General features: G+C 72.9%; 16 protein-coding genes. 8 read left to right on the top strand and 8 right to left on the bottom strand.

Features of this window, described 5'->3' with window-relative positions:
- Positions 1-125: 125 nt before the first annotated feature.
- Complete coding sequence (locus tag AB0H57_RS11345) at positions 126-953, bottom strand: MBL fold metallo-hydrolase (RefSeq protein WP_357505143.1); 828 nt, start codon at positions 951-953, stop codon at positions 126-128.
- Between the two features lie 135 nt (positions 954-1088).
- Between AB0H57_RS11345 and AB0H57_RS11350 the strand changes: the two genes are divergently transcribed.
- Complete coding sequence (locus tag AB0H57_RS11350; RefSeq protein ID WP_357505145.1) at positions 1089-2306, top strand: NADP-dependent isocitrate dehydrogenase; 1218 nt, start codon at positions 1089-1091, stop codon at positions 2304-2306.
- A 342-nt stretch (positions 2307-2648) separates the two neighbouring features.
- Here AB0H57_RS11350 and galT read toward each other — a convergent pair whose 3' ends face one another.
- From galT to AB0H57_RS11370, 4 genes are all read right to left on the bottom strand, one after another.
- Entirely contained in the window at positions 2649-3725 is a 1077-nt protein-coding gene (gene galT / locus AB0H57_RS11355) for a galactose-1-phosphate uridylyltransferase (RefSeq protein ID WP_357505147.1), read from the bottom strand.
- Positions 3722-4510: a DeoR/GlpR family DNA-binding transcription regulator gene (locus tag AB0H57_RS11360; protein ID WP_357505149.1), complete on the bottom strand. Its 789-nt coding sequence runs from the start codon at positions 4508-4510 to the stop codon at positions 3722-3724. The genes galT and AB0H57_RS11360 overlap by 4 nt, the downstream gene beginning before the upstream one ends.
- Positions 4511-4619: 109 nt before the next feature.
- Positions 4620-6149, bottom strand: a complete 1530-nt coding sequence (cysC, locus tag AB0H57_RS11365; RefSeq protein WP_357505151.1) for an adenylyl-sulfate kinase — start codon at positions 6147-6149, stop codon at positions 4620-4622.
- 93 nt (positions 6150-6242) lie between these two features.
- On the bottom strand, positions 6243-6809 hold the full coding sequence (locus tag AB0H57_RS11370) for a DM13 domain-containing protein (protein ID WP_357505153.1): 567 nt from the start codon (positions 6807-6809) through the stop codon (positions 6243-6245).
- Positions 6810-7003: 194 nt separating this feature from the next.
- On the opposite strand from AB0H57_RS11370, the gene AB0H57_RS11375 reads away from it, so the two are divergent.
- From AB0H57_RS11375 to AB0H57_RS11405, 7 genes are all read left to right on the top strand, one after another.
- Positions 7004-7936 carry a polyphosphate polymerase domain-containing protein gene (locus tag AB0H57_RS11375; RefSeq protein WP_357505155.1) on the top strand — a complete coding sequence of 311 codons (933 nt, stop codon included), beginning with the start codon at positions 7004-7006 and terminating at the stop codon, positions 7934-7936.
- A 6-nt stretch (positions 7937-7942) separates the two neighbouring features.
- Entirely contained in the window at positions 7943-8620 is a 678-nt protein-coding gene (locus AB0H57_RS11380; RefSeq protein ID WP_357505157.1) for a DUF4956 domain-containing protein, read from the top strand.
- The gene (locus tag AB0H57_RS11385; protein WP_357505159.1) at positions 8620-10374 is read left to right on the top strand and encodes a CotH kinase family protein; all 1755 of its coding nucleotides are present in this window, start codon (positions 8620-8622) and stop codon (positions 10372-10374) included. The genes AB0H57_RS11380 and AB0H57_RS11385 overlap by 1 nt, the downstream gene beginning before the upstream one ends.
- A 119-nt stretch (positions 10375-10493) precedes the next feature.
- A complete protein-coding gene (locus tag AB0H57_RS11390; RefSeq protein WP_357505161.1) occupies positions 10494-11408 on the top strand; it encodes an ABC transporter ATP-binding protein in 915 nt (304 codons plus the stop codon).
- Positions 11401-12285 (top strand): ABC transporter permease subunit, encoded by an 885-nt coding sequence (locus tag AB0H57_RS11395; protein ID WP_357505163.1) that lies wholly within the window; start codon positions 11401-11403, stop codon positions 12283-12285. The genes AB0H57_RS11390 and AB0H57_RS11395 overlap by 8 nt, the downstream gene beginning before the upstream one ends.
- Positions 12282-13235, top strand: a complete 954-nt coding sequence (locus AB0H57_RS11400) for an ABC transporter ATP-binding protein (RefSeq protein WP_357505165.1) — start codon at positions 12282-12284, stop codon at positions 13233-13235. Before AB0H57_RS11395 ends, AB0H57_RS11400 begins: the two co-directional genes overlap by 4 nt.
- A complete protein-coding gene (locus AB0H57_RS11405; protein WP_357505167.1) occupies positions 13235-13945 on the top strand; it encodes an ABC transporter permease subunit in 711 nt (236 codons plus the stop codon). Before AB0H57_RS11400 ends, AB0H57_RS11405 begins: the two co-directional genes overlap by 1 nt.
- A gap of 54 nt (positions 13946-13999) precedes the next feature.
- On the opposite strand, the gene valS is transcribed toward AB0H57_RS11405, so the two are convergent.
- The 3 genes from valS to AB0H57_RS11420 all read right to left on the bottom strand — a co-directional run bounded on the left by valS (position 14000) and on the right by AB0H57_RS11420 (position 20380).
- Positions 14000-16564, bottom strand: a complete 2565-nt coding sequence (gene valS / locus AB0H57_RS11410) for a valine--tRNA ligase (protein WP_357505169.1) — start codon at positions 16562-16564, stop codon at positions 14000-14002.
- A 46-nt stretch (positions 16565-16610) separates the two neighbouring features.
- Positions 16611-18443 carry an ABC transporter ATP-binding protein gene (locus AB0H57_RS11415; RefSeq protein WP_357505364.1) on the bottom strand — a complete coding sequence of 611 codons (1833 nt, stop codon included), beginning with the start codon at positions 18441-18443 and terminating at the stop codon, positions 16611-16613.
- 107 nt (positions 18444-18550) lie between these two features.
- On the bottom strand, positions 18551-20380 hold the full coding sequence (locus tag AB0H57_RS11420) for an ABC transporter ATP-binding protein (RefSeq protein ID WP_357505171.1): 1830 nt from the start codon (positions 20378-20380) through the stop codon (positions 18551-18553).
- Positions 20381-20398 lie beyond the last annotated feature (18 nt).

Raw genomic sequence — 20398 nt, forward strand, 5'->3', positions numbered from 1 at the left:
ATCCACCACCCCCCCCGGGGGGGGGGCCGCGCGCCCCCCCCCCCCCCCCCAGCCGTCTCCCACCCACTGCGTTGATCAAGGGGTTTGCGTCGGAATCCGAGCCCTCGGTGACGCAAACCCCTTGATCAAACCGATCGGGGGCGGGGGAGGGGGGTGAAGGGGGTGGTCAGGTGGGGGGTGGCCAGGTGGGTGGCGGGACCGGCCTCGGCGAGGGTGTGCAGCAGGGTGGTGCGGGAGGTGCGGGCCTGGGCCTGGTCCTCCTCGTGGGCGTAGGCGACGGTCGGGTCGACGAGTTGGACGGCGTGCACCAGCAGGTCGCCGGTGAGCAGCAGGCGCTCGTCGTCGGTGTCGACCAGCACAGACTGGTGACCGGAGGTGTGGCCGGGGGTGCTCAGGGCGCGTACCCCGGGGGTCAGGTCGGTGTCGCCGTCGACCACCCGGAGCTGGCCGGCGGCGCGCAACGGCGCGATCAGGCCGGCCGGCAGCCCGGGGTTGATCGACTCCATGGCGTCCAGCTCGGCCCGCTGCACCACGTACTCGGCGTTCGGGAAGTAGGGGCGGCCGGGGGTGCCGGTGACCGCCCAGCCGATGTGGTCGCTGTGCAGGTGGGTCAGAACCACGGCGCGTACGTCCGCCGGGTCGATGCCGGCGGCGGCCAGCTCCGCGGGGAGCCGGCCCGGCACGGGCGCCCAGCTCGCGGCGGGTGAGTCCGCCGGGCCGATGCCGGCGTCGACCAGCATGACCGGCCCGTCCCCGGTACGCAGCGCGAAGGCGCGGAACGGCAGCCACCACTCGCCGTCGGCGGTGACCGCGCCAGGGTCGCGCCGGTCCGCCTCGCGCCAGTGCGCCTCGGTGGCGTCCGGGAACGCCTCGGTCCGCGGCTGGAAGAACAGGCCCTCGCCGTCGGTGAGGGCGGTGACCGTGATAGACCCGAGGGTGCGGCTCACTGGCATCGGCTGATGATGCCAGTGATCTCCCACGCCCGGTGTCCGGTGCTCAGGCCGGTCCGGGCCGGCTGGGGAGTGCCGGCGGGTTTCCAGTACGCTCGTACTGCTTGAGCACGTGTCCCCCGAGAGGAGCGCCGGCCGATGGCGAAGATCAAGGTAAACAACCCGGTCGTAGAGCTCGACGGCGACGAGATGACCCGGATCATCTGGAAGCAGATCCGGGAGCAGTTGATCCTGCCCTACCTCGACGTCGACCTGCACTACTACGACCTGTCGATCCAGCACCGCGACGAGACCGACGACCAGGTCACCATCGACGCCGCCAACGCCATCAAGGAGCACGGCGTCGGCGTCAAGTGCGCCACCATCACCCCGGACGAGGCGCGGGTCGAGGAGTTCGGCCTGAAGAAGATGTGGCGGTCGCCGAACGGCACCATCCGCAACATCCTCGGCGGCGTCGTGTTCCGCGAGCCGATCATCATGTCCAACGTGCCGCGGCTGGTGCCGGGCTGGACCAAGCCGATCATCATCGGCCGGCACGCGCACGGCGACCAGTACAAGGCCACCGACTTCGTCGTCCCCGGCCCGGGCACGGTGACCATCACCTACACCCCGGCCGACGGCTCCGAGCCGGTCGAGATGGAGGTCGCCAACTTCCCCGGCGGCGGCATCGCGATGGGCATGTACAACTACGACGAGTCGATCCGGGACTTCGCCCGGGCCTCGTTCCGGTACGGCCTGGACCGCAACTACCCGGTCTACATGTCGACCAAGAACACCATCCTCAAGGCGTACGACGGCCGGTTCAAGGACATCTTCGCCGAGGTGTTCGAGAACGAGTTCAAGGCCGAGTTCGACGCCGCCGGCCTCACCTACGAGCACCGGCTGATCGACGACATGGTCGCCGCCGCGCTCAAGTGGGAGGGCGGCTACGTCTGGGCCTGCAAGAACTACGACGGCGACGTGCAGTCCGACACCGTCGCGCAGGGCTTCGGCTCGCTCGGCCTGATGACCTCGGTCCTGCTCTCGCCCGACGGTCGCACGGTCGAGGCCGAGGCGGCGCACGGCACGGTCACCCGGCACTACCGGCAGTACCAGAAGGGCGAGAAGACCTCGACCAACCCGATCGCCTCGATCTACGCCTGGACCCGTGGCCTGGCCCACCGGGGCAAGCTGGACGGCACCCCGGCGGTCACCGAGTTCGCCAACACCCTGGAGCAGGTCATCGTGTCCACCGTCGAGGGCGGCCAGATGACCAAGGACCTCGCGCTGCTCATCTCGCGGGACGCCCCGTGGCTGACCACCGACGAGTTCATGAACGCGCTCGACGAGAACCTGGCGCGCAAGCTCGCCGCCTGATCCGCGTCGTCTCGCGCTCCGACGAGCCCGCCGGCCCTCGTGCCGGCGGGCTCCGTCGTGTCCGCAGTGGTCCCGTCGTCCCTGTCACGCACCGTCACGGGGGCGCTGCCCGCCAGCAGGGCGCGTCACCGGCCGGCGGTTGGCTCGTTGTATCAGGTGGACGTGGTGCCAGTCGCGTCCAGGAAGGTTGACCGCGGTCGCCTCGCGGCACGAGTGCCGATCAGCCAGCCTTCCCGGCTGTCGTGCACAGCCAGCCGTCCCTTCCCTGCGGGGGGCCCTGTCCCGGGCCCCCCGCGCCCTGTCTCCCGGTCGCCGGCGCCCGAAGCCGGCCCGGCGGCCCGGTCAGCCGGCGCGGAGAAGTTCGGCGGCCCGTTCCGGGGCGATGTCGTTGATGAACACGCCCATCCCGGACTCCGAGCCGGCGAGGAACTTCAACTTGTCCTTCGCCCGCCGGATGCTGAACAGCTGCAGGTGCAGGTGGCCCAGCTCGCGGTCGACGCGGACCGGGGCCTGGTGCCAGGCGGCGATGTAGGGCATGGGCAGGTCGAACAGCCCGTCGAAGCGGCGCAGCAGGTCCAGGTAGAGCGGCCCGAAGGCGTCCCGCTCCGCGTCGTCCAGCGCCGGGATGTCCGGCACCGGCCGGTGCGGGGCCAGGTGCACCTCGAACGGCCAGCGGGCGGCGGCCGGCACGTACGCCGTCCAGTGCTCGTTGGCCGCGACCACCCGGTCGCCGGCGGCGCGCTCGGCGGCGAGCACGTCCGCGTAGAGGTTCCGGCCGCCGGTGCGCTCGGCGTGCCGGCGGGCCGCCGCCAGCAGCGCCCGGGTCCGGGGGGTGACGAAGGGGTACGCGTAGAGCTGCCCGTGCGGATGGTGCAGGGTCACCCCGATCTCGACGCCCCGGTTCTCGAACGGGAAGACCTGCTCCACGCCCGGCAACGCGCTCAGCGCCTCGGTGCGGTCGGCCAGCGCGTCCAGCACGGTGCGCACCCGGCGCGGCGGCAACTGCGCGAACGAGGCGTTGTGGTCGTCGGTGAAGCAGACCACCTCGCAGCGCCCGCGCCCCGGCCGGACCGGGGTGAACGGGGTGATCTCGGCCGGCTCGTCGGCCACCCGCTGGCTCAGCGCGGGGAAGCGGTTCTCGAAGACCGCCACGTCGTAGTCCGGTGCCGGGATCTCGCTGAGCCGGTCGCCGCGGGACGGGCAGAGCGGGCACTGGTCGGCCGGGGGCAGGAAGGTGCGGGTCTGCCGGTGCACCGCCACCGCCACCCACTCGTCGGTCAGCGGGTCGTACCGCAGCTGGGACGCCGGCGGTGGCGGCGGCAGCTCGCGCCGGTCCGGCTGGTCCCGGACCGCGTCGTCCCGCTCGTCGAAGTAGATCAGCTCGCGGCCGTCGGCCAGCTCGATCCGCGTACGCTTCACTGCGCCCCCTCGCTGCCCGTCACGATCACCAGTTCGCCCACCTTTTCGCCGAGCACCCGCCGGGCGTCCGGCGCCAACCGGCCGTCGCTGATCAGCACGTCCGCCGCGGCCAGCTCGACGATCGAGGAGATCCCGACCGTGCCCCACTTGGTGTGGTCGGCGAGCACCACCAGCCGGTCGGCGGCGGCCACCAGCGCCCGGTCGGTCTCCGCCTCCATCAGGTTCGGCGTGGTGTAGCCGGCCCGCTCCGTGATCCCGTGCACGCCGAGGAAGAGCAGGTCCAGGTGCAGCGACCGGACGGCGGCGACCGCGAGCGGACCGACCAGGGCGTTCGACGGGGTACGCACGCCCCCGGTGAGCACCACGGTCTGATCCGGCCGCCCGCCGGTGTGCAGCACCTCGGCCACCGGCAGCGAGTTGGTCACCACGGTCAGCCCGGGCACGTCGACCAGCCGGCGGGCCAGCTCGGCGGTGGTGGTGCCGGCGGAGAGCGCGATTGCGGCGCCGGGGCGGACCAGTGCCGCGGCGCGCGCGGCGATGGCGGCCTTCTCGGCCGGCTGCCGGACCGACTTCGCCGCGAACCCGGGCTCGTCGGTCGAGCCGGAAAGGGCCAGGGTGGCGCCGCCGTGCACCTTGGCCAGCAGCCCGCGTTCGTGCAGCGTGTCCAGGTCACGCCGGATGGTCATGTCGGAGACGCCGAACTCGCCGGCCAGGTCGCTGACCCGGACCCCGCCGGCGGCCCGGACCCGGTCCAGGATGGCCGCCTGCCGCTGCCGCGCCAGCACCCTTCCCCACCCCCGGTTTCCCGCGCACGCCTCACGCGATCGAACGTGTTCCAACAAAGACGAACACTAGCGCGCGGGCCGGGCCCGACGGAAGGCGGACGGCCTGGGGTCAGGCCGACTGGAGGCGGGGCTCGACCCAGCCGTGCTCGGTGAGGTGCTCCATCACCACGCGGACCGCCTCCTCGACCGTCAGGTCCGTGGTGTCCACCACCACGTCCGCGTCGGTCGGCTCCTCGTACGGGTCGTCGATGCCGGTCATCCCGGTGAGCAGGCCGGCCCGGGCCCGGGCGTACAGGCCCTTGCGGTCGCGCTGCTCGCACACCTCGAGCGGGGTGGCCACGTGCACCAGCAGGAAACCCGCCCCGGCCGCGAGGGCCATCTCCCGAGCGGTCGCCCGGGCCTGCGCGTACGGGGCGATCGGGCAGCAGATGCCCACCCCGCGGTGCCGGGCGATCTCGGCGGCCACCCAGCCGATCCGGCGCACGTTGGCGTCCCGGTCGGCCTTGCTGAAGCCCAGCCCGGCGGAGAGCTCCCGGCGCACCACGTCGCCGTCGAGCAGGGTGGTCGTCCGGTCGCCCTGCTCCCGCAGCACGTCCGCCAGGCCCCGGGCGATGGTCGACTTGCCGGAGCCGGAGAGGCCGGTCAGGAAGATCACCATGCCCCGGTGCCGGCGGGCCGGCCGGGCCCGGGACAGCTCCTTCGCCACCGCCGGCGGGGTGTGCCACTCCGGCAGCGGGAAGCCGCGGTCCAGCAGGTCGTCGATCTCGGCGTGGGTCAGCGCCAACCGCCGGTTGCGCGGCGGGATGTCCTCCCGCCAGCGCCACTGGCCGTCCCGGTTGTCGTAGGCCAGCTCCCGGGGCACCAGCACCCGCAGGCCGGCGCCGGAGAGCATCTCGCCGGTGGAGAGCAGGTGGGTCACCCCGTACGCGGCGGCGACCCGGGCCCGCAGCAGCGCGTCGCTGATCTCGTCGACCCGGCGGGACAGCGGCACCGCGACGATGGTGGCCGGGGGCATCCGGTCCCGGGCGGCGAAGACGCTGCGGACCAGCGCCTCGGACGGCAGCCCGCCGCCCACGCCGTCACCCACCGGGATCATCACCAGCAGGTGCGCGCCGATGGTGCGGGCCGCGTGCGCGATCTGGGCGAGCTGCGGGCGGTGCAGCGGGCGATCGGCGAAGACCCCGAGCACCCGGCCCGGCGGCAGCAGCGGCCGGATCTCCTCCGGCCCCCGGCGCAGCCGCTGGAACGGCCCGTGACCGCCGTCACCGACCCGGCGTACCGGGCCGCCGACGCCGACCAGCCCGTCCCGGGCGGCCCAGCGGTCGGTCACCTCCAGCCCGGCCACCGGGGCGCCCTCGCCGTCGGTCAGCAGCAGCGCCCGGCGCTCCGGGTCGTCCGGGTCCAGCCCCTCGGCGAGCGCGGCCGGTACGTGCAGGGTGACCGGCACCGGCCAGGGGATGCCGTCGGCGAGCCGGCCCCGCCGGGCGAGCGAGGCCAGGTCGGCGCGGGTCATGAAGCCGGCGAGCGGCGCGTACGCCCCGGACAGCAACAGCTCCAGATCGGCCAGCTCGGCAGGGCGCGGCGTGTACGCCTGCGCGCCCCGAAGCACCTCGTCGGGCAGCACCCACCCGTTGCTCATCGAACCCCCACTCCTGGTCGGCACACAGTCTCGCAGTCGGTCGTCGTTCGGTCGAGACCGCCACTCCTGCGGGACCGGAGGGGAGTACGGCGGTCAGCCGGCCGGGTCGAGCGGGGCGGCGCCGAACGACACGGCGAACCGTTCGCACCAGATGGAGACGCTGGTCAGGCCGGCGAGGTCGGTCCCGGCCGGTATCGGGTACACCTGGTCGCCGCGGTTGCCCTTGAGCGCCCCGAGCGGGACGTAGCGGCCGTTGTCGAAGACGTCCCAGGCCGCCCGGCCGGTCCGGACCGGCTGGTCGGTCAGCCAGACCTTGAGATCGGGGCCGTTGGAGGTGTCCAGCCCGACCAGTTCCAGCCGGTGCCGCCCTTCGGCGTCCCGGACGATCCGCGCGGCGCCGGTGGTCTCGTGCTCGTGGCTGACGAACGAGCCCCGGCTGACCACAGTCGGCCCGGCCGCCGCCGAGGCCGCCGGGGTGCGGGCCCCGCCGGGTGTGGGGGAGGGTCGGCCGGACTCCTCGACTGCGGTGAGCGTCTCGTGTACCTCGGTGTCGGTGACCAACTTCCACGGCTGGAACCAGAACAGCCCGAAAGCGGTGCCGACCGCGAGGACGGCGAGCGCGAGCCAGGCCAGCGGTGTGCGGAGCAGGCGGATGCACATGGCATCGAGTGTTGCGCCGCCCGCGCCGGCGGTCACCCCGGGTAGCGGTTACGGAACTCTTACCACTCCTCGTCACCCCCCTGTCGCCTGCGATCCATAGCCGGTCCACAGGCTGTTCATACGAAGTTTCCATGGCTGTCCGCTTTCCTTCCTCGCAAGCCGTTCCCTGCCCACGAAACGACAGAGGAAGACCCATGCGTCTGCGGTTCAACCGCCGTGCCCGCCCGCCTGATCCGCCCACCGACGAGGAGGCCACCGCCGTGCCGGAGTCCCGCCGGCCGGAACGGCCGGCCAGCCGGGACAGCGACCAGGCCGGCCACGCCCTGCGCGCGCCGAGCAAGCTGCACGCCTTCAACCGGTACGAGATCAAGTACCTGGTCGACAACACGAGGCTGGCCGCCCTGCGGGACCAGCTCGCCGCCCGCCTCGTGCCGGACAGCCACGGTGCCGACGGTGGGTACGGCGTCTGGAGCGTCTACTACGACACGACCGACCTGCGCTTCTACTGGGAGAAGATCGAAGGTCTGAAGTTTCGCCGCAAGCTGCGGATACGCCACTACGGCGACCGCTCCACGGTGGACGACGACAGCACCGTTCATGTCGAGATCAAGCAGCGGGTCAACCGGGTCACCCAGAAGCGGCGCATCGCCCTGCCGTACCGGGTGGCGCGGCAGCTCTGCGACGAGCGGCAGATGATCGAGCACGACCCGTCCCAGCACGGGTTCGTCTCGGAGGTGCTGGAACTCGTCTCCGGGCTGGATCTTCGGCCGGTCGCGATGACCGGTTACCAGCGGGAGGCGTTCGTCGGGCAGGACGCCGACCTCGGCCTGCGGGTCACCCTTGACCGGCGTGTCCGGGGTCGGGACCGGGACTTCCATTTCGGCGCCGACGCCGAGAACCGACTGATCGTCCCGGCGTCGCGCTCGATCGTCGAGATCAAGGCCAACGAGCGGGTTCCGTACTGGCTCACCGACCTCTCCGCGAAGGCCGAACTGCAGGTGGTGCGGGTCTCCAAGTACTGCCAGTGCGTGGAGGCGTACGGCCGCGCCCCACGCTCGATCTTCCACATCCAGGACGACGACCCGTCCGCCGAACTGCTGACCACCACCACGAGAAGTGAGGCCTGAGTACCGATGGACATCACGTTCCAGGATCTGTCCGGCACCTTCAGCGTTGGCGACATCGCCATCGCGTTGTCACTGTCCTTCCTGCTCAGCGCGTTGATCGGCTGGGTGTACCGGGCCACCCACCGCAACGTGTCGTACAGCCAGTCGTACGTCCAGACCTTGATCATCCTCGGCATGCTGATCTCGCTGATCATGTTGGTGGTGGGCTCGAACATCGCGCGCGCCTTCGCCCTGGTCGGCGCGCTCTCGGTCGTCCGCTTCCGCAACGCGATCAAGGAGACCCGGGACGTCGGCTTCATCTTCCTGGTGATGGGGGTCGGCATGGCCGCTGGCACCCGCTTCTACACGCTCGCCATCGTCGCCGCGGTGGCGATCAGCTTGATCATCCTGGTGATGTACCGGTTCAACTGGTTCGCCCTGAACGTGCAACGCCAGGTGGTCAAGGTCCAGGTGCCGGCTGGCGGCAGCTACGCCAGCGACATCCAGGACGTGCTGGTCCGCTACACCACGGAGTTCGAACTGGTCAGCATGGAGTCGATTCGGGCCGGCGCGCTCACCGAGCTGATGTACACCGTTCGGCTGAAGAAGGGCAGCGAGCCGGGTGACCTCATCTCGGCGCTGAGCGAGCGGACCTCCGGCCAGCGGGTGACGGTGCTGACCGGCTACGACCAGACGGACCTGTGATGCGGGAGCCGTTGGTCGCCCGTTCACCGCTGCCCCGCCGGCTCCGGCAACGGCTGCCGTTGCGGGTACGGCAGAACTGGAAACTGCTCACCGTCTGCGCGGCGTTCCTGGCGGTGCTCTCGCTGGTGTTCGGAACGGAACGGATCCGTCCGTACGTCAGCAGCGCGAGTGACCGGTCGTCCGAGGTGCCGATCACGAACATCGCCGGCGGCGTGGACCTGTTCGACGCGAGCACGCGGCACAGCATCAAGCTCACCTTCCGCAACGCCGACTACGAGCGGATGCTCGACACCTACTGGAAGGAGGGGGAGAAGGAGTACGTCGAGGCGGACCTGACGATCGACGGCACCACGGTCCCGAGCGTCGGCATCCGGCTCAAGGGCAACTCGACCCTCGGCTCGTTGAGCTGGAAGGGCCAGACCAAGCCGTTTCGGGGTGGCGAGGGCGACCAGGGTGCCAGGCCGGGCGGCGCCCAGTTCCCGGGCGGCGCCCAGTTCCCGGGCGGCGGCCAGGTGCCCGGCGGCCAGCAGCCGGGCGGCGGCGAGCGACCGGGTGGGGCGCCCGGTGGCGGGATGACCCGGGTCGCGCTGAAGGCCGAGGAGCCGGAGACGCTGCCCTGGTTGATCAGCTTCGACGAGTTCGTCGACGGCCGGCGCTATCAGGGGTACCGGGAGGTGGCGGTCCGGGTCTCCGGCATCGGTGGCGGCTCGGCGGTGCCGAACGAAGCGCTGTCCCTCTCCCTGCTCGACAGCGCCGGCGAGCCCGCCCAGCGGTACGCGTACTCCTCGTTCACGGTCAACGACCGGCCCACCGCCGCCCGGTTGCTGGTCGAGCACCCGGACGAGCAGTACGCCGACCGGATGGGGAGCCACGGGGTGCTCTACAAGTCGCTGGCCAGCAGCAGCTTCACCGATCAGGGTGACGACCCGACCGACTACCAGGACGACTTCAAGCAGATCAATATGCGCGGCAGCCAGGACCTGCAACCCGTCATCAACCTGATCAAGTGGGTGAACTCAGCCAGCGACGAGGAGTTCGACGCCCACCTGGCCGACAAGGTCGACGTGAAGTCGTTCGTCCGCTACCTCGCCCTGCAGAACCTGCTGCTCAACTTCGACGACATGGGCGGACCGGGGAAGAACTACTACCTCTGGTATGACCTGACCACGAAGAAGTTCAGCGTGCTCAGCTGGGACCACAACCTGACCTTCAGCGGCAGCGCCAGCCAGGGACCGCACGACAGCGGCAGCTTCAGCATGCCCGGCGCCGCCGGCCAGAACCCGGGCGCCGGCCGGAATCCCGGCGGTGACCAGGGGAACCCCGGAGCCGCCGACCAGGACCCGGGCGGCCTGGCGCCGCCCGCGGGAATGCAGCTCCCGGAGGGCTTCAAACTGCCCGAGGGCATGGAACCCCCGCCAGGTATGCAGCCGGACGGCGGTGCGGGGCAGCCGGGCCGGGCCGACGGAGGCAACGGCGGGCGAATGGGCGGCATGATGATGGGCCACAAGCTCAAGGAGCGATTCCTCGACAGCGATGCCTTCAAGCAGGTGTACGAGGACGCGTACCGGGAGCTGTTCCAGGAGGTCTACGGCAGCGGGCGGGCGACAGAGTCGCTCGACGCCATCACCGCGGTGCTGAAGACGGTGGACGGTGTGGACGCCGCGGCCGTGGACAGCGACGCCGGAACCCTGCGCACCCTGATCCGGCAGCGTACCGAGAGCCTGGCGAAGGACGAGGTGATCAGCCGGAGTTGACCCGAGCGGACGACGGGGGGCCCGGACAGCACTTCGGGCCTCCGGGTGGGCGGAAATCAGGGGCATCCCCGAGCGTTTCCCGATGCCCTGGCTGGCATCAGCTCCCTACGCTGAACCCCGTGGCACTGCTCGCGACCGAGTCGCTCACCAAGACGTACGGCGGACGGGTGACCGCCCTCGCCGACCTCACCGTGTCGGTGGAGCCGGGGATCATCGGACTGGTCGGTGCCAACGGCGCCGGCAAGTCCACCCTGATCAAGATCCTGCTGGGTCTGCTCCCGCCGACCAGCGGCCGGGTCTCCGTGCTCGGCCTGGACCCGACCACCGACCCGGCGGCGGTGCGCGCCCGGGTCGGCTACATGCCCGAACACGACGCCCTGCCACCCGATCTCTCCGCCGCCGAGCTGGTCACCCACCTGGGTCGGGTCAGCGGCCTGCCGCGCACCGTGGCCCGGGAGCGGGCCTCCGAGGCGCTGCGCCACGTCGGCCTGCACGAGGAGCGGCACCGGGCGGTGGGCGGCTACTCCACCGGCATGAAACAGCGGGTGAAGCTGGCCCAGGCGCTGGTGCACGACCCCGACCTGCTGCTGCTCGACGAGCCGACCAACGGCCTCGACCCGGCCGGTCGGGACGCCATGCTCACCCTGATCCACCGGATCGGCACCGAGTTCGGCATCTCCGTGCTGGTCTGCTCGCACCTGCTCGGCGAGGTGGAACGGATCTGCGACACGCTGGTCGCCATCGACGGCGGGCGGCTGCTGCGGGCCGACCGGGTGTCCGCCATGACCACCGCCACCGACGTGCTCGCCGTCGAGGTCAGCGAGGGCACCGACGGCCTGGCCGCCCGGCTGGCGGCGCTCGACCTGCCGGTGGCCCGGGAGGGGCGGCTGCTGCTCGTCCCGCTCGCCGACGAGGCCACCTACGACCTGATCCTCGGCGCGGTGGCCGAGCTGGACCTGCCGCTGCACCGGCTGGACCAGCGGCGGCACCGGGTGGCCGAACTCTTCGCCCCGAGGGAGCCCAGCCATGTCTGAGCTGACCGGCGTCATCCACGACATCGGCTACCAGCGCTACACCGGGCCGCGGCTGGGCCGCCGGCACGTGTTCGGCGCGCTCTACCTGCACGGCGTACGGACCGCGTTCGGCCTGGGCCGGTCCGCCAAGGCCAAGATCTTCCCCTGGCTGGTGGTCGCCATCGTGCTGGCCGTCGCCGCCGGGCTGACCGCGGTACGCGCCCAGTTCGGCGAGACCGTCATGACGTACGCCCAGTTCGCCGACGCGATGAGCTGGCTGGTCATCTTCTTCGTCGCGGTCGCCGCGCCCGAGCTGGTCTCCCGTGACCTGCGCAGCGGTGTGCTGCCGCTCTACTTCTCCCGGCCGCTGCCCCGCGGCGACTACGCGCTGGCCAAGCTCGGCGCGCTGGCCACCGCGCTCTGGCTGCTGCTCGGCGCGCCCCAGCTGGTGATGTTCCTCGGTGCGGCGTTCACCACCGGCGACGGGATGAGCGGGGTCTGGCACGAGCTGCTCGACCTGCTCCCGGGCCTGCTCTACGCGGCCCTGTGGGCGGTGGTGTTCGCCTCGATCGGCCTGCTGATCGCCTCGCTCACCGGCAAGCGGGCGTTCGCCGCCGGTGGCATCGTGGCGATCTTCCTGATGACCACGCCGGTCGTCGGCGTGCTGTCGATCATGCCGTCCCGGGCGATCAACGAGCTGGCCTTCCTCGCCTCGCCGTCGACCCTGGTCGGCGGCGTGGGCACCTGGGCGCTCGGCGACCTGCTGGTGCCCGAGGGACAGGGCGGCGGCATGCCGATCGGCGACTTCGGGCCGGTCTACGCGGCCGCCGCCGTACTCCTGGTGGCCGGCTGCGTCACCCTGCTGCTGCTGCGATACCGGAAGGTGGCCGCCCGATGACCACGATCAGCGCCCAGCCTGCGGCGCCGACCACGCCCGCGTCCACCCTCGACCTCGCCGGGGTCTCCCGGTGGTACGGCAACGTGGTGGCGGTCAACGACGTCTCCATGCGCCTCGGCCCGGGGGTGACCGGCCTGCTCGGCCCGAACGGCGCCGGCAAGACCACCCTGCTGCACATGATGGCCGGCTTCCTCAGCCCGTCCCGGGGCACGGTCAGCCTCGACGGCGAGCCGACCTGGCGCAACCCCCAGGTCTACCGGCGGTTGGGCCTGGTCAGCGAGCGGGAGGCGGTGCACGCCTTCCTCACCGCGTACGAGTTCGTGCTGGCCAGCGCGAAGCTGCACCAGCTGCCCGACCCGGCGGCGGCGGCCCGGCGGGCGATCGACCTGGTGGAGATGGCCGACGCGCAGGACCGGCGGATCGGCACGTACTCCAAGGGCATGCGGCAGCGCACCCGGGTGGCCGCCGCGCTGGTCCACGACCCGCAGGTGCTGCTGCTCGACGAGCCGTTCAACGGGATGGACCCGCGCCAGCGGCTGCACATGATGACCCTGCTGCACCGCCTCGGCGACGCCGGCCGGACCATCCTGTTCAGCTCGCACATCCTGGAGGAGGTCGAGCAGGTCTCCGGCACCGTGCAGGTGATGGTCGCCGGCCGGCTCGCGGCGTCCGGCGACTTCCGTACCATCCGCCGGTTGATGACCAACCGGCCGCACGTCTTCGCGATCCACTCCACCGACGACCGGGCGCTGGCCGTGGCGCTGATGGCCGAGCCGTCGGTCACCGGCGTCGAACTCGGCCGCACCGGCCTGAGCGTCAAGGCCGGCGACTACGGCGCCTTCACCCGGGCGCTGCCGAAGCTCGCGCTGCGCCACGGCATCCGGGTCCGGCAGCTGTTGCCCGAGGACGAATCGTTGGAGAGCGTCTTCTCGTACCTGGTGGAGGCATGATGTCGACCGTTGGTTGGATCACCGCGCGCGGGCTGTTCGGCCGCCGCCGATTCCTGATGCTGGTGCCGCTGCCCCTGCTGCTGGTGGGGCTGGCCGTGCTCTGCCGGGCCCTGGGGGTGGCGCCCGGTGAGTGGGGTCCGGCGGTGCTGGTCGGGCTCGGCCTGGCCGTGGTCCTGCCGGTGGTGGCGCTGGTCGTCGGCACCGGCGTGCTGGGCGCCGAGATCGAGGACGGCACCGTGGTGCACATCCTCACCAAGCCGCTGCCGCGCTGGCAGATCGTGCTGCCGAAGCTGGCCGTGGCGACCGGGGTCAGCGCGGCCACCGTCGCCGTCCCGCTCTTCGCCGCGGGCACGCTCGCCGACTCGGTACGCCTCGGCCTGGCGCTGGCCGCCGCGTCGGCGCTGGGCGCGCTGGCGTACTCGGCGTTGTTCCTGGCGCTCAGCCTGCTCACCCGCCGGCCGGTGCTGCTCGGCCTGGTCTACGTGCTGATCTGGGAGGGGCTGCTCGGCCGGTTCGCGGACGGCACCCGGGTGCTCTCCGTCCAGCAGTGGGTGATCGCGCTCGCCGACCGGATGGCCCCCACCGACCTGCTCGGCACGTCGGTGTCGGTGCCGGTCGCCGCGGTGCTGACCGCCCTGGTGGCGGTGGGCTTCACCGTGCTCGCCATCGACCGCCTCCGCTCTTTCAGCGTCGCCGGCGAAACCAGCTGAGGTGTGAGGAGGGGGCCCTTGTTGACAAGGGCCCCCTGCGCACCCTCCTGCGGCTCAGAAGGCGCAGGCGATCACCAGTTCGGGGGTGCGGTCCGGCAGCAGGTCGAGTTTGGCGATCCGGCCCGCCGCGCGGACGTCGGCGGCGACCAGGGTGAGCTGGTCGAGCAGGGCGGCCGGGCCGAGCGCCTCGGCCAGCGGCACCTCCGCCTTCATGGACAGCTTCCGCTCCGACTTGGCCCGGCGCACCTGGCCGAGCGCATCCGCGGCCAGCCGCAGCAGCTCCGGATCACCCGGGGCCTGCACCGCCCGGCCCACCTCGTACGTGGTGGGCCAGGGCGCGCGGTGCACCGAGCCGTACCGCCACCAGGACCACACCTCCTCGGTGACGAAGGGCAGCACCGGGGCGAACAGCCGCAGCTGCACGGAGAGCGCGGTGGCCAGCGCCGCCCGGGCCGAGTCGGCCCCCGGCCCGGTGCCGTAGGCGCGTTCCTTCACCAGCTCGATGTAGTCGTCGCAGAACCGCCAGAAGAACGCCTCGGTCGTCATCAGCGCGGCGGTGTGGTCGTACCCGTCGAAGGCGGACGTCGCCGTCCCGACCAGGCCGGAGAGTTCGGCGAGCATGGCGGTGTCCAGCGGCTCGGTGGCCGGGGCGCGCAGCGCGTCGGCGGCGCCCAGCCCGAGGGCGAACTTCGACGCGTTGAGCAGCTTGGTGGCCAGCCGCCGGCCGACCTTGATCTGCGCCGGGTCGAAGGCGAGGTCCATGCCGGGCTTGCCGTTGGCGGCCCAGTACCGGACCGCGTCGGAGCCGTGCCGCTGCAGCAGCTCCATCGGGGTGACCACGTTCCCCTTGGACTTGGACATCTTCTTCCGGTCCGGGTCGAGGATCCAGCCGGAGAGCACGGTGTTCCGCCAGGGCAGCACGTCGTGCTCCAGGTGGGACCGGACCACGGTGGCGAAGAGCCAGGTCCGGATGATCTCCTGCCCCTGCGGGCGCAGGTCCATCGGGAAGACCCGGCGGAACAGGTCGTCGTCGGTCTCCCAACCGCCGACGATCTGCGGGGTCAGCGACGAGGTGGCCCAGGTGTCGAGCACGTCCGGGTCGCCGACGAACCCGCCCGGCCGGCCGCGCTGCGACTCGGTGAACCCGGGGGGCGGTTCGCTGGACGGGTCGACCGGCAGCAATGACTCCTCCGGTGTGAGAGGCTGGGACCAGTCCGGTTCGCCAATGTCGTCGAGCCGGTACCACACCGGCACCGGCACCCCGAAGAAGCGCTGCCGGCTGACCAGCCAGTCACCGGTCAGCCCACCGACCCAGTGCTCGTAGCGGTGTCGCATGTGCTCCGGCACCCAGCGCAGCTCCCGGCCGCGGGCCAGCAGCTCGTCGCGGAGCCGGCCGTCGCGGCCACCGTTGCGCAGGTACCACTGCCGGGTGGAGACGATCTCCAGCGGCCGGTCGCCCTTCTCGTAGAACTTCACCGGGTGGGTGATCGGGCGCGGCTCGCCCACCAGCGCGCCCGCGTCGGCCAGCAGCGCCACGACGGTACGCCGGGCGCCGTTCACCGCCTGCCCGGCCAGCGCCGCGTACGGCTGCGCCGGCACGCCGGCCGGCGGCTCGGGCAGCAGCCGCCCGTCCCGGCCGATCACCACCCGGGTCGCCAGCTCCAGGTCCCGCCACCAGGTCACGTCGGTCAGGTCACCGAACGTGCAGACCATCGCGATGCCGGTGCCCTTGGCCGGGTCCGCCAGCGGGTGCGCGCGCACCGGCACCTCGACCCCGAAGACCGGGGTACGCACCGCGGCGCCCACCAGGTCGGCGTACCGCTCGTCGTCGGGGTGGCAGACCAGCGCCACGCAGGCCGGCAGCAGCTCCGGCCGGGTGGTGTCGATCAGCACCTCCCGTCCGTCCGGCCCGGCGAACCGCAGCCGGTGGTACGCCCCGGGCCGCTCCCGGTCCTCCAGCTCCGCCTGGGCGACCGCGGTGGCGAACCCGACGTCCCACAGGGTCGGCGCCTCCGCCTGGTACGCCTCGCCCCGGGCCAGGTTGCGCAGGAACGCCCGCTGGCTGGCGGCCCGGGCCACCCGCCCGATGGTGGTGTACGTCAGCGACCAGTCCACCGACAGCCCGAGCCGCCGCCACAGCGCCTCGAAGACCTGCTCGTCGGAGGCGGTGAGCAGCTCGCACAGCTCGATGAAGTTGCGCCGGGAGATCGCGGTCGGGTTCTTCCGCGCGTCGTCGTTCACCGGGGTGGCCGGCGCCGTCCAGTCCGGGTCGTACGGCAGGGCCGGGTCGGGGCGCACCCCGTACACGTTCTGCACCCGGCGCTCGGTGGGCAGGCCGTTGTCGTCCCAGCCCATCGGGTAGAAGACGGCCTTGCCGCGCATCCGCTGGAACCGGGCCACGGTGTCGGTGTGCGTGTACGAGAAGACGTGCCCCATGTGCAGCTCGCCGGATACGGTCGGCGGCGGGGTGTCGATCGCGTACACGTCGGACCGCTGCTTGCTGCGGTCGAACGCGTACGTGCCCTCCTCCTGCCAGCGGCGCGCCCAGGGGTCCTCGAGGCCGTCCAGGGTGGGACGCTCGGGGACTCCGGCGCGGGACGTCTTCGCCGTGTCGCTCATCGCCCGATCGTAGGCAGCGCCGCTGGGCGGGACCACCGGGTTGCGCTCAGATCAGCGATTCGCGCCACTGCCGGTGCAGGGCCGCGTACCGGCCGCCGGCCGCGGTGAGCCGGTCGGGTGGGCCGTCCTCGACGATCCGCCCGCCGTCGACCACCAGCACCCGGTCGGCGATCTCCACGGTGGAGAGCCGGTGCGCGATCACCAGCGCCGTCCGGTCGTGCAGCACGGTGGCCAGCGCCCGCTGCACCAGCCGCTCGCTCGGCACGTCGAGCGAGGAGGTCGCCTCGTCCAGGATCAGCACCCGGGGGTCGGCCAGGAACGCCCGGGCGAACGCCACGAGCTGCCGCTGCCCGGCGGAGAGCCGGCCGCCGCGCCGGTGCACCTGGGTGTCGTACCCGTCGGGGAACGCGGCGATGAACTCGTGCGCGCCGATGGCCCGGGCCGCGGCCGTCACCGCGGCGTCGTCGGCGTCCGGCCGGCCGAACCGGATGTTCTCCGCCACCGTGCCGCTGAACAGGTGGTTCTCCTGGGTCACCAGCACCACCGCCCGGCGTAGCTCGGCGTCGCCGAGGTCGCGCAGGTCCACCCCGTCCAGGCTGACCGTGCCGGTGTCCGGGTCGTGGAACCGGGCCACCAGCTTGGCGATTGTCGACTTGCCGGCGCCGGTCGGCCCGATCAGCGCCACCGTCTGCCCGGCCGGGATCCGCAGCTCCAGCCCGCACAGCACGGCCGCGTCCGGCCGGTAGCCGAAGGTGACCGACCGGAAGGCCAGCGCGCCGCGCCCGGGACCGGCGGGCAGCGGCACCGGCCGGGCCGGCTCCGGCACCGTGGACCGCTCGTCGAGCACCCCGGCGAGCTTCTCCAGCGCCGCCGTCGCCGACTGCAACGAGTTGTAGAACTGGCTCAGCTCCTCCATCGGCTCGAAGAAGCGGCGCAGGTAGAGCAGGAACGCGGCGAGCACGCCGACCGCCATGTCGCCGCCGAGCACCCGGGCACCGCCGTAGCCGAGCACCACCGCGACCATCACGTTGCCGACCGCCCGGATCCCCGGCGAGTAGAGCGCCCCCAGCCGGAAAGTGCGCAGGATGGCCGCCCGGTAGTCGTCGTTCACCGCGTCGAAGATCCGCTGGTTGCGCCGCTCCCGCCGGTACGCCTGCACCGCCCGGATGCCGCGCAACGACTCGACGAAGTGAACGATGACCAGCGCCACCGTCTCCCGGGTGCGCCGGTACGCGGTGGCCGACGCCCGGGTGAACCAGCGGGACAGCCAGAACAGCAGCGGGAAGGCGAGCAGGGCCACCCCGGCCAGCGGCGGGTCCAGCCAGAGCAGGATGCCGGCCACGGTGAGCACCGACAGCGCGGAGACCACCAGCCGGTCGATGCCGCCGTCGACCAGCTCGGCGATCGAGTCCAGGTCGCTGGTCAGCCGGGACACCATTCGGCCGGAGGTGTACCGCTCGTGGAAGCCGACGGGCAGGTGCAGGAAGTGGCCGTACACCCGGCGGCGCAGCTCCAGCAGGACGGCCTGGCCGATCCGGGCGGAGAGGGTGAGGAAACCGCGCCGGGCCGCGTACTCGATCAGGGCGGCGGCGGCGAACGCGCCGGCGATCGCGACCAGCGGCGCCGGGTCGCCGGCCCGCAGCGGGCCGACGCCCCGGTCGATGCCGAGCATGACCAGGTACGGCCCGGCCATCGCGGCGGTGTTCTGGGCGAGCAGCAGCGCGACCGCCCCGCCCAGCCGGCGGCGGTGCGGGCGCAGCAGGTCCCGCAGCAGCGCCCGGCTGCGCATCCGCAGCCGGGCCACCGCCTCGGGGGAGGCGTCCTCGGCGCGGCTGCGGTCCGCGTCCGGGTCGGTGGCGCGGCCCCGCCACCGGGCCAGCTCCGCCGCCTCCGCCTCCGCCGTCGCCTCCGCTTCGCCGCCGTCCCGCCGGCCCGGACCGGGCCCCGGTGCCGGTGCGCGGGCGGCCGGGCTCGCCCGGTCGCGGGTCACGAGCGCACCAGCCCGGCGCCGTCCGGCTCGCCCAGCCGGGGCCGCGGGACGGCCGGGGGGTCGGTGCCGGCGGAGAGCACCGCCCGGTACGCGGGCACGGTGGCCAGCAGCTCGGAGTGGCTGCCGGTGGCCACGATCCGGCCCCCGTCGAGCAGCGCCACCCGGTCGGCCAGCGCGACCGTGGACGGACGGTGCACCACCAGCAGCGCGGTGGTGTCCCGCAGCACCCGGCGCAGCGCCGCCTCGACCTGCGCCTCGGTGTGCACGTCCAGCGCGGAGAGCGGGTCGTCCAGGATCAGCAGCGCCGGGTGGCCCAGCACCGCCCGGGCCAGCGCCAACCGTTGCCGCTGGCCGCCGGAGAGCGACAGCCCCTGCTCGCCGACCCGGGTGGCCAGCCCCCACGGCAGGTCGTACGCGAAGTCGGCCTGGGCCAGCGCCAGCGCGGCCCGGACCTCCTCCTCGCCGGCGTCCGGCCGGCCCAGCGTGAGGTTTTCCCGGACCGACATCGAGAACAGGGTCGGCTCCTCGAACGCCACCCCGACCAGCCGGCGCAGCGACCCCAGCCGCACGTCCCGCACGTCGTGCCCGTCCAGGGTGATCCGGCCGCCGGTCACCTCGTGCAGCCGGGGCACCAGCGAGAGCAGGGTGCTCTTGCCGCACCCGGTCGCGCCGACCAGCGCGAGGGTCTCGCCCGGTTCGACGGCGAGGTCGACGTGCCGCAGCACCGGCTCCGGGCTGCCGGGGTAGCGGAAGGAGACGCCCTCGAAGGCCAGCCGGCCGCGCACGGTGGCGCGGGACAGCTCCACCGCGTGCGGGGCGTCCACGATGGCCGGCGGGGTGTCCAGCACGTCGTGGATCCGGTCCGCGGCGGTGGCCGCCTCCTGCCCGTTGGCGATGATCCAGCCCAGCGACTGGACCGGCCAGATCAGCATCAGCTGGAGGCTGACGAAGGCGACCAGCTGGCCGACGGTCAGCGCGCCGTGCGCCACCGCGGTCGCGCCGGCCACCAGCACCACGCCCAGGGTCAGGTTGGGCACCAGGTCGAACAGCGCCGAGGTGCGGGCCAGCAGGCGGGCCTTGCCCACCCCGATGTCGTGCAGGGCGCCGGCGCCGGTGGCGAACCGCGCGGCCAGTTGCGGCCCCCGCCCGTACGCCTTCATGGTGCGCAGCCCGGCGGCGGTCTCCTCGACCAGCGTGGCCACCTCGCCCTGCTGTTCCTGCATCCGCCGGGACGCCGCGTGGTACGTCCGCGCGAACCGGCGGCTGATCAGCACCAGCGGGACCGCGCTGGCCGCGACCAGCAGGCCCAGCGCCGGGTGCAGCCGGACCAGCAGCACCACCACCGCCACGTAGGTGACCAGGTTGAGCACCAGGAAGAGCAGGTTGAAGGAGAGGAAGCGGCGGATCGCCGACAGGTCGCTGGTGACCCGGGACAGCAGCTGGCCGGTCTGCCACCGGTCGTGGCAGCCGGCCGGCAGCCGTTGCAGGTGGGCGTAGACGTCGGCGCGGATCGCCGCCTCCATGCCCACCGACGCGGACGACTGGGTCCACCGCCGGACGACGATCAGCGCGGCCTCGGCCAGCCCGAGCAGCAGGGCCAGCCCGCCGAGCCGCAGCACCCCGGCGGGATCGCGGTCGGCGATCGGCCCGTCCACCACCCGCTGGGTGAGCAGCGGCACGGCGAGGCTGGCGGCGGTGGCCGCCAGCGCGGCGGCCAGCAGCCAGCAGTAGCGCGGCAGATACGGCCGCAGGTAGGGATGCAGCCGCAGCATGTTGCGAAGCGGCCGCCTGCGGGGGGTGAGGTCGCCGTCGCGCTGCGCGGGCACTACCCGACGGTAGCGGCA

This window comes from Micromonospora sp. NPDC050686 (assembly GCF_040654475.1).
In the GTDB taxonomy this organism is placed as follows: Bacteria; Actinomycetota; Actinomycetes; order Mycobacteriales; family Micromonosporaceae; genus Micromonospora.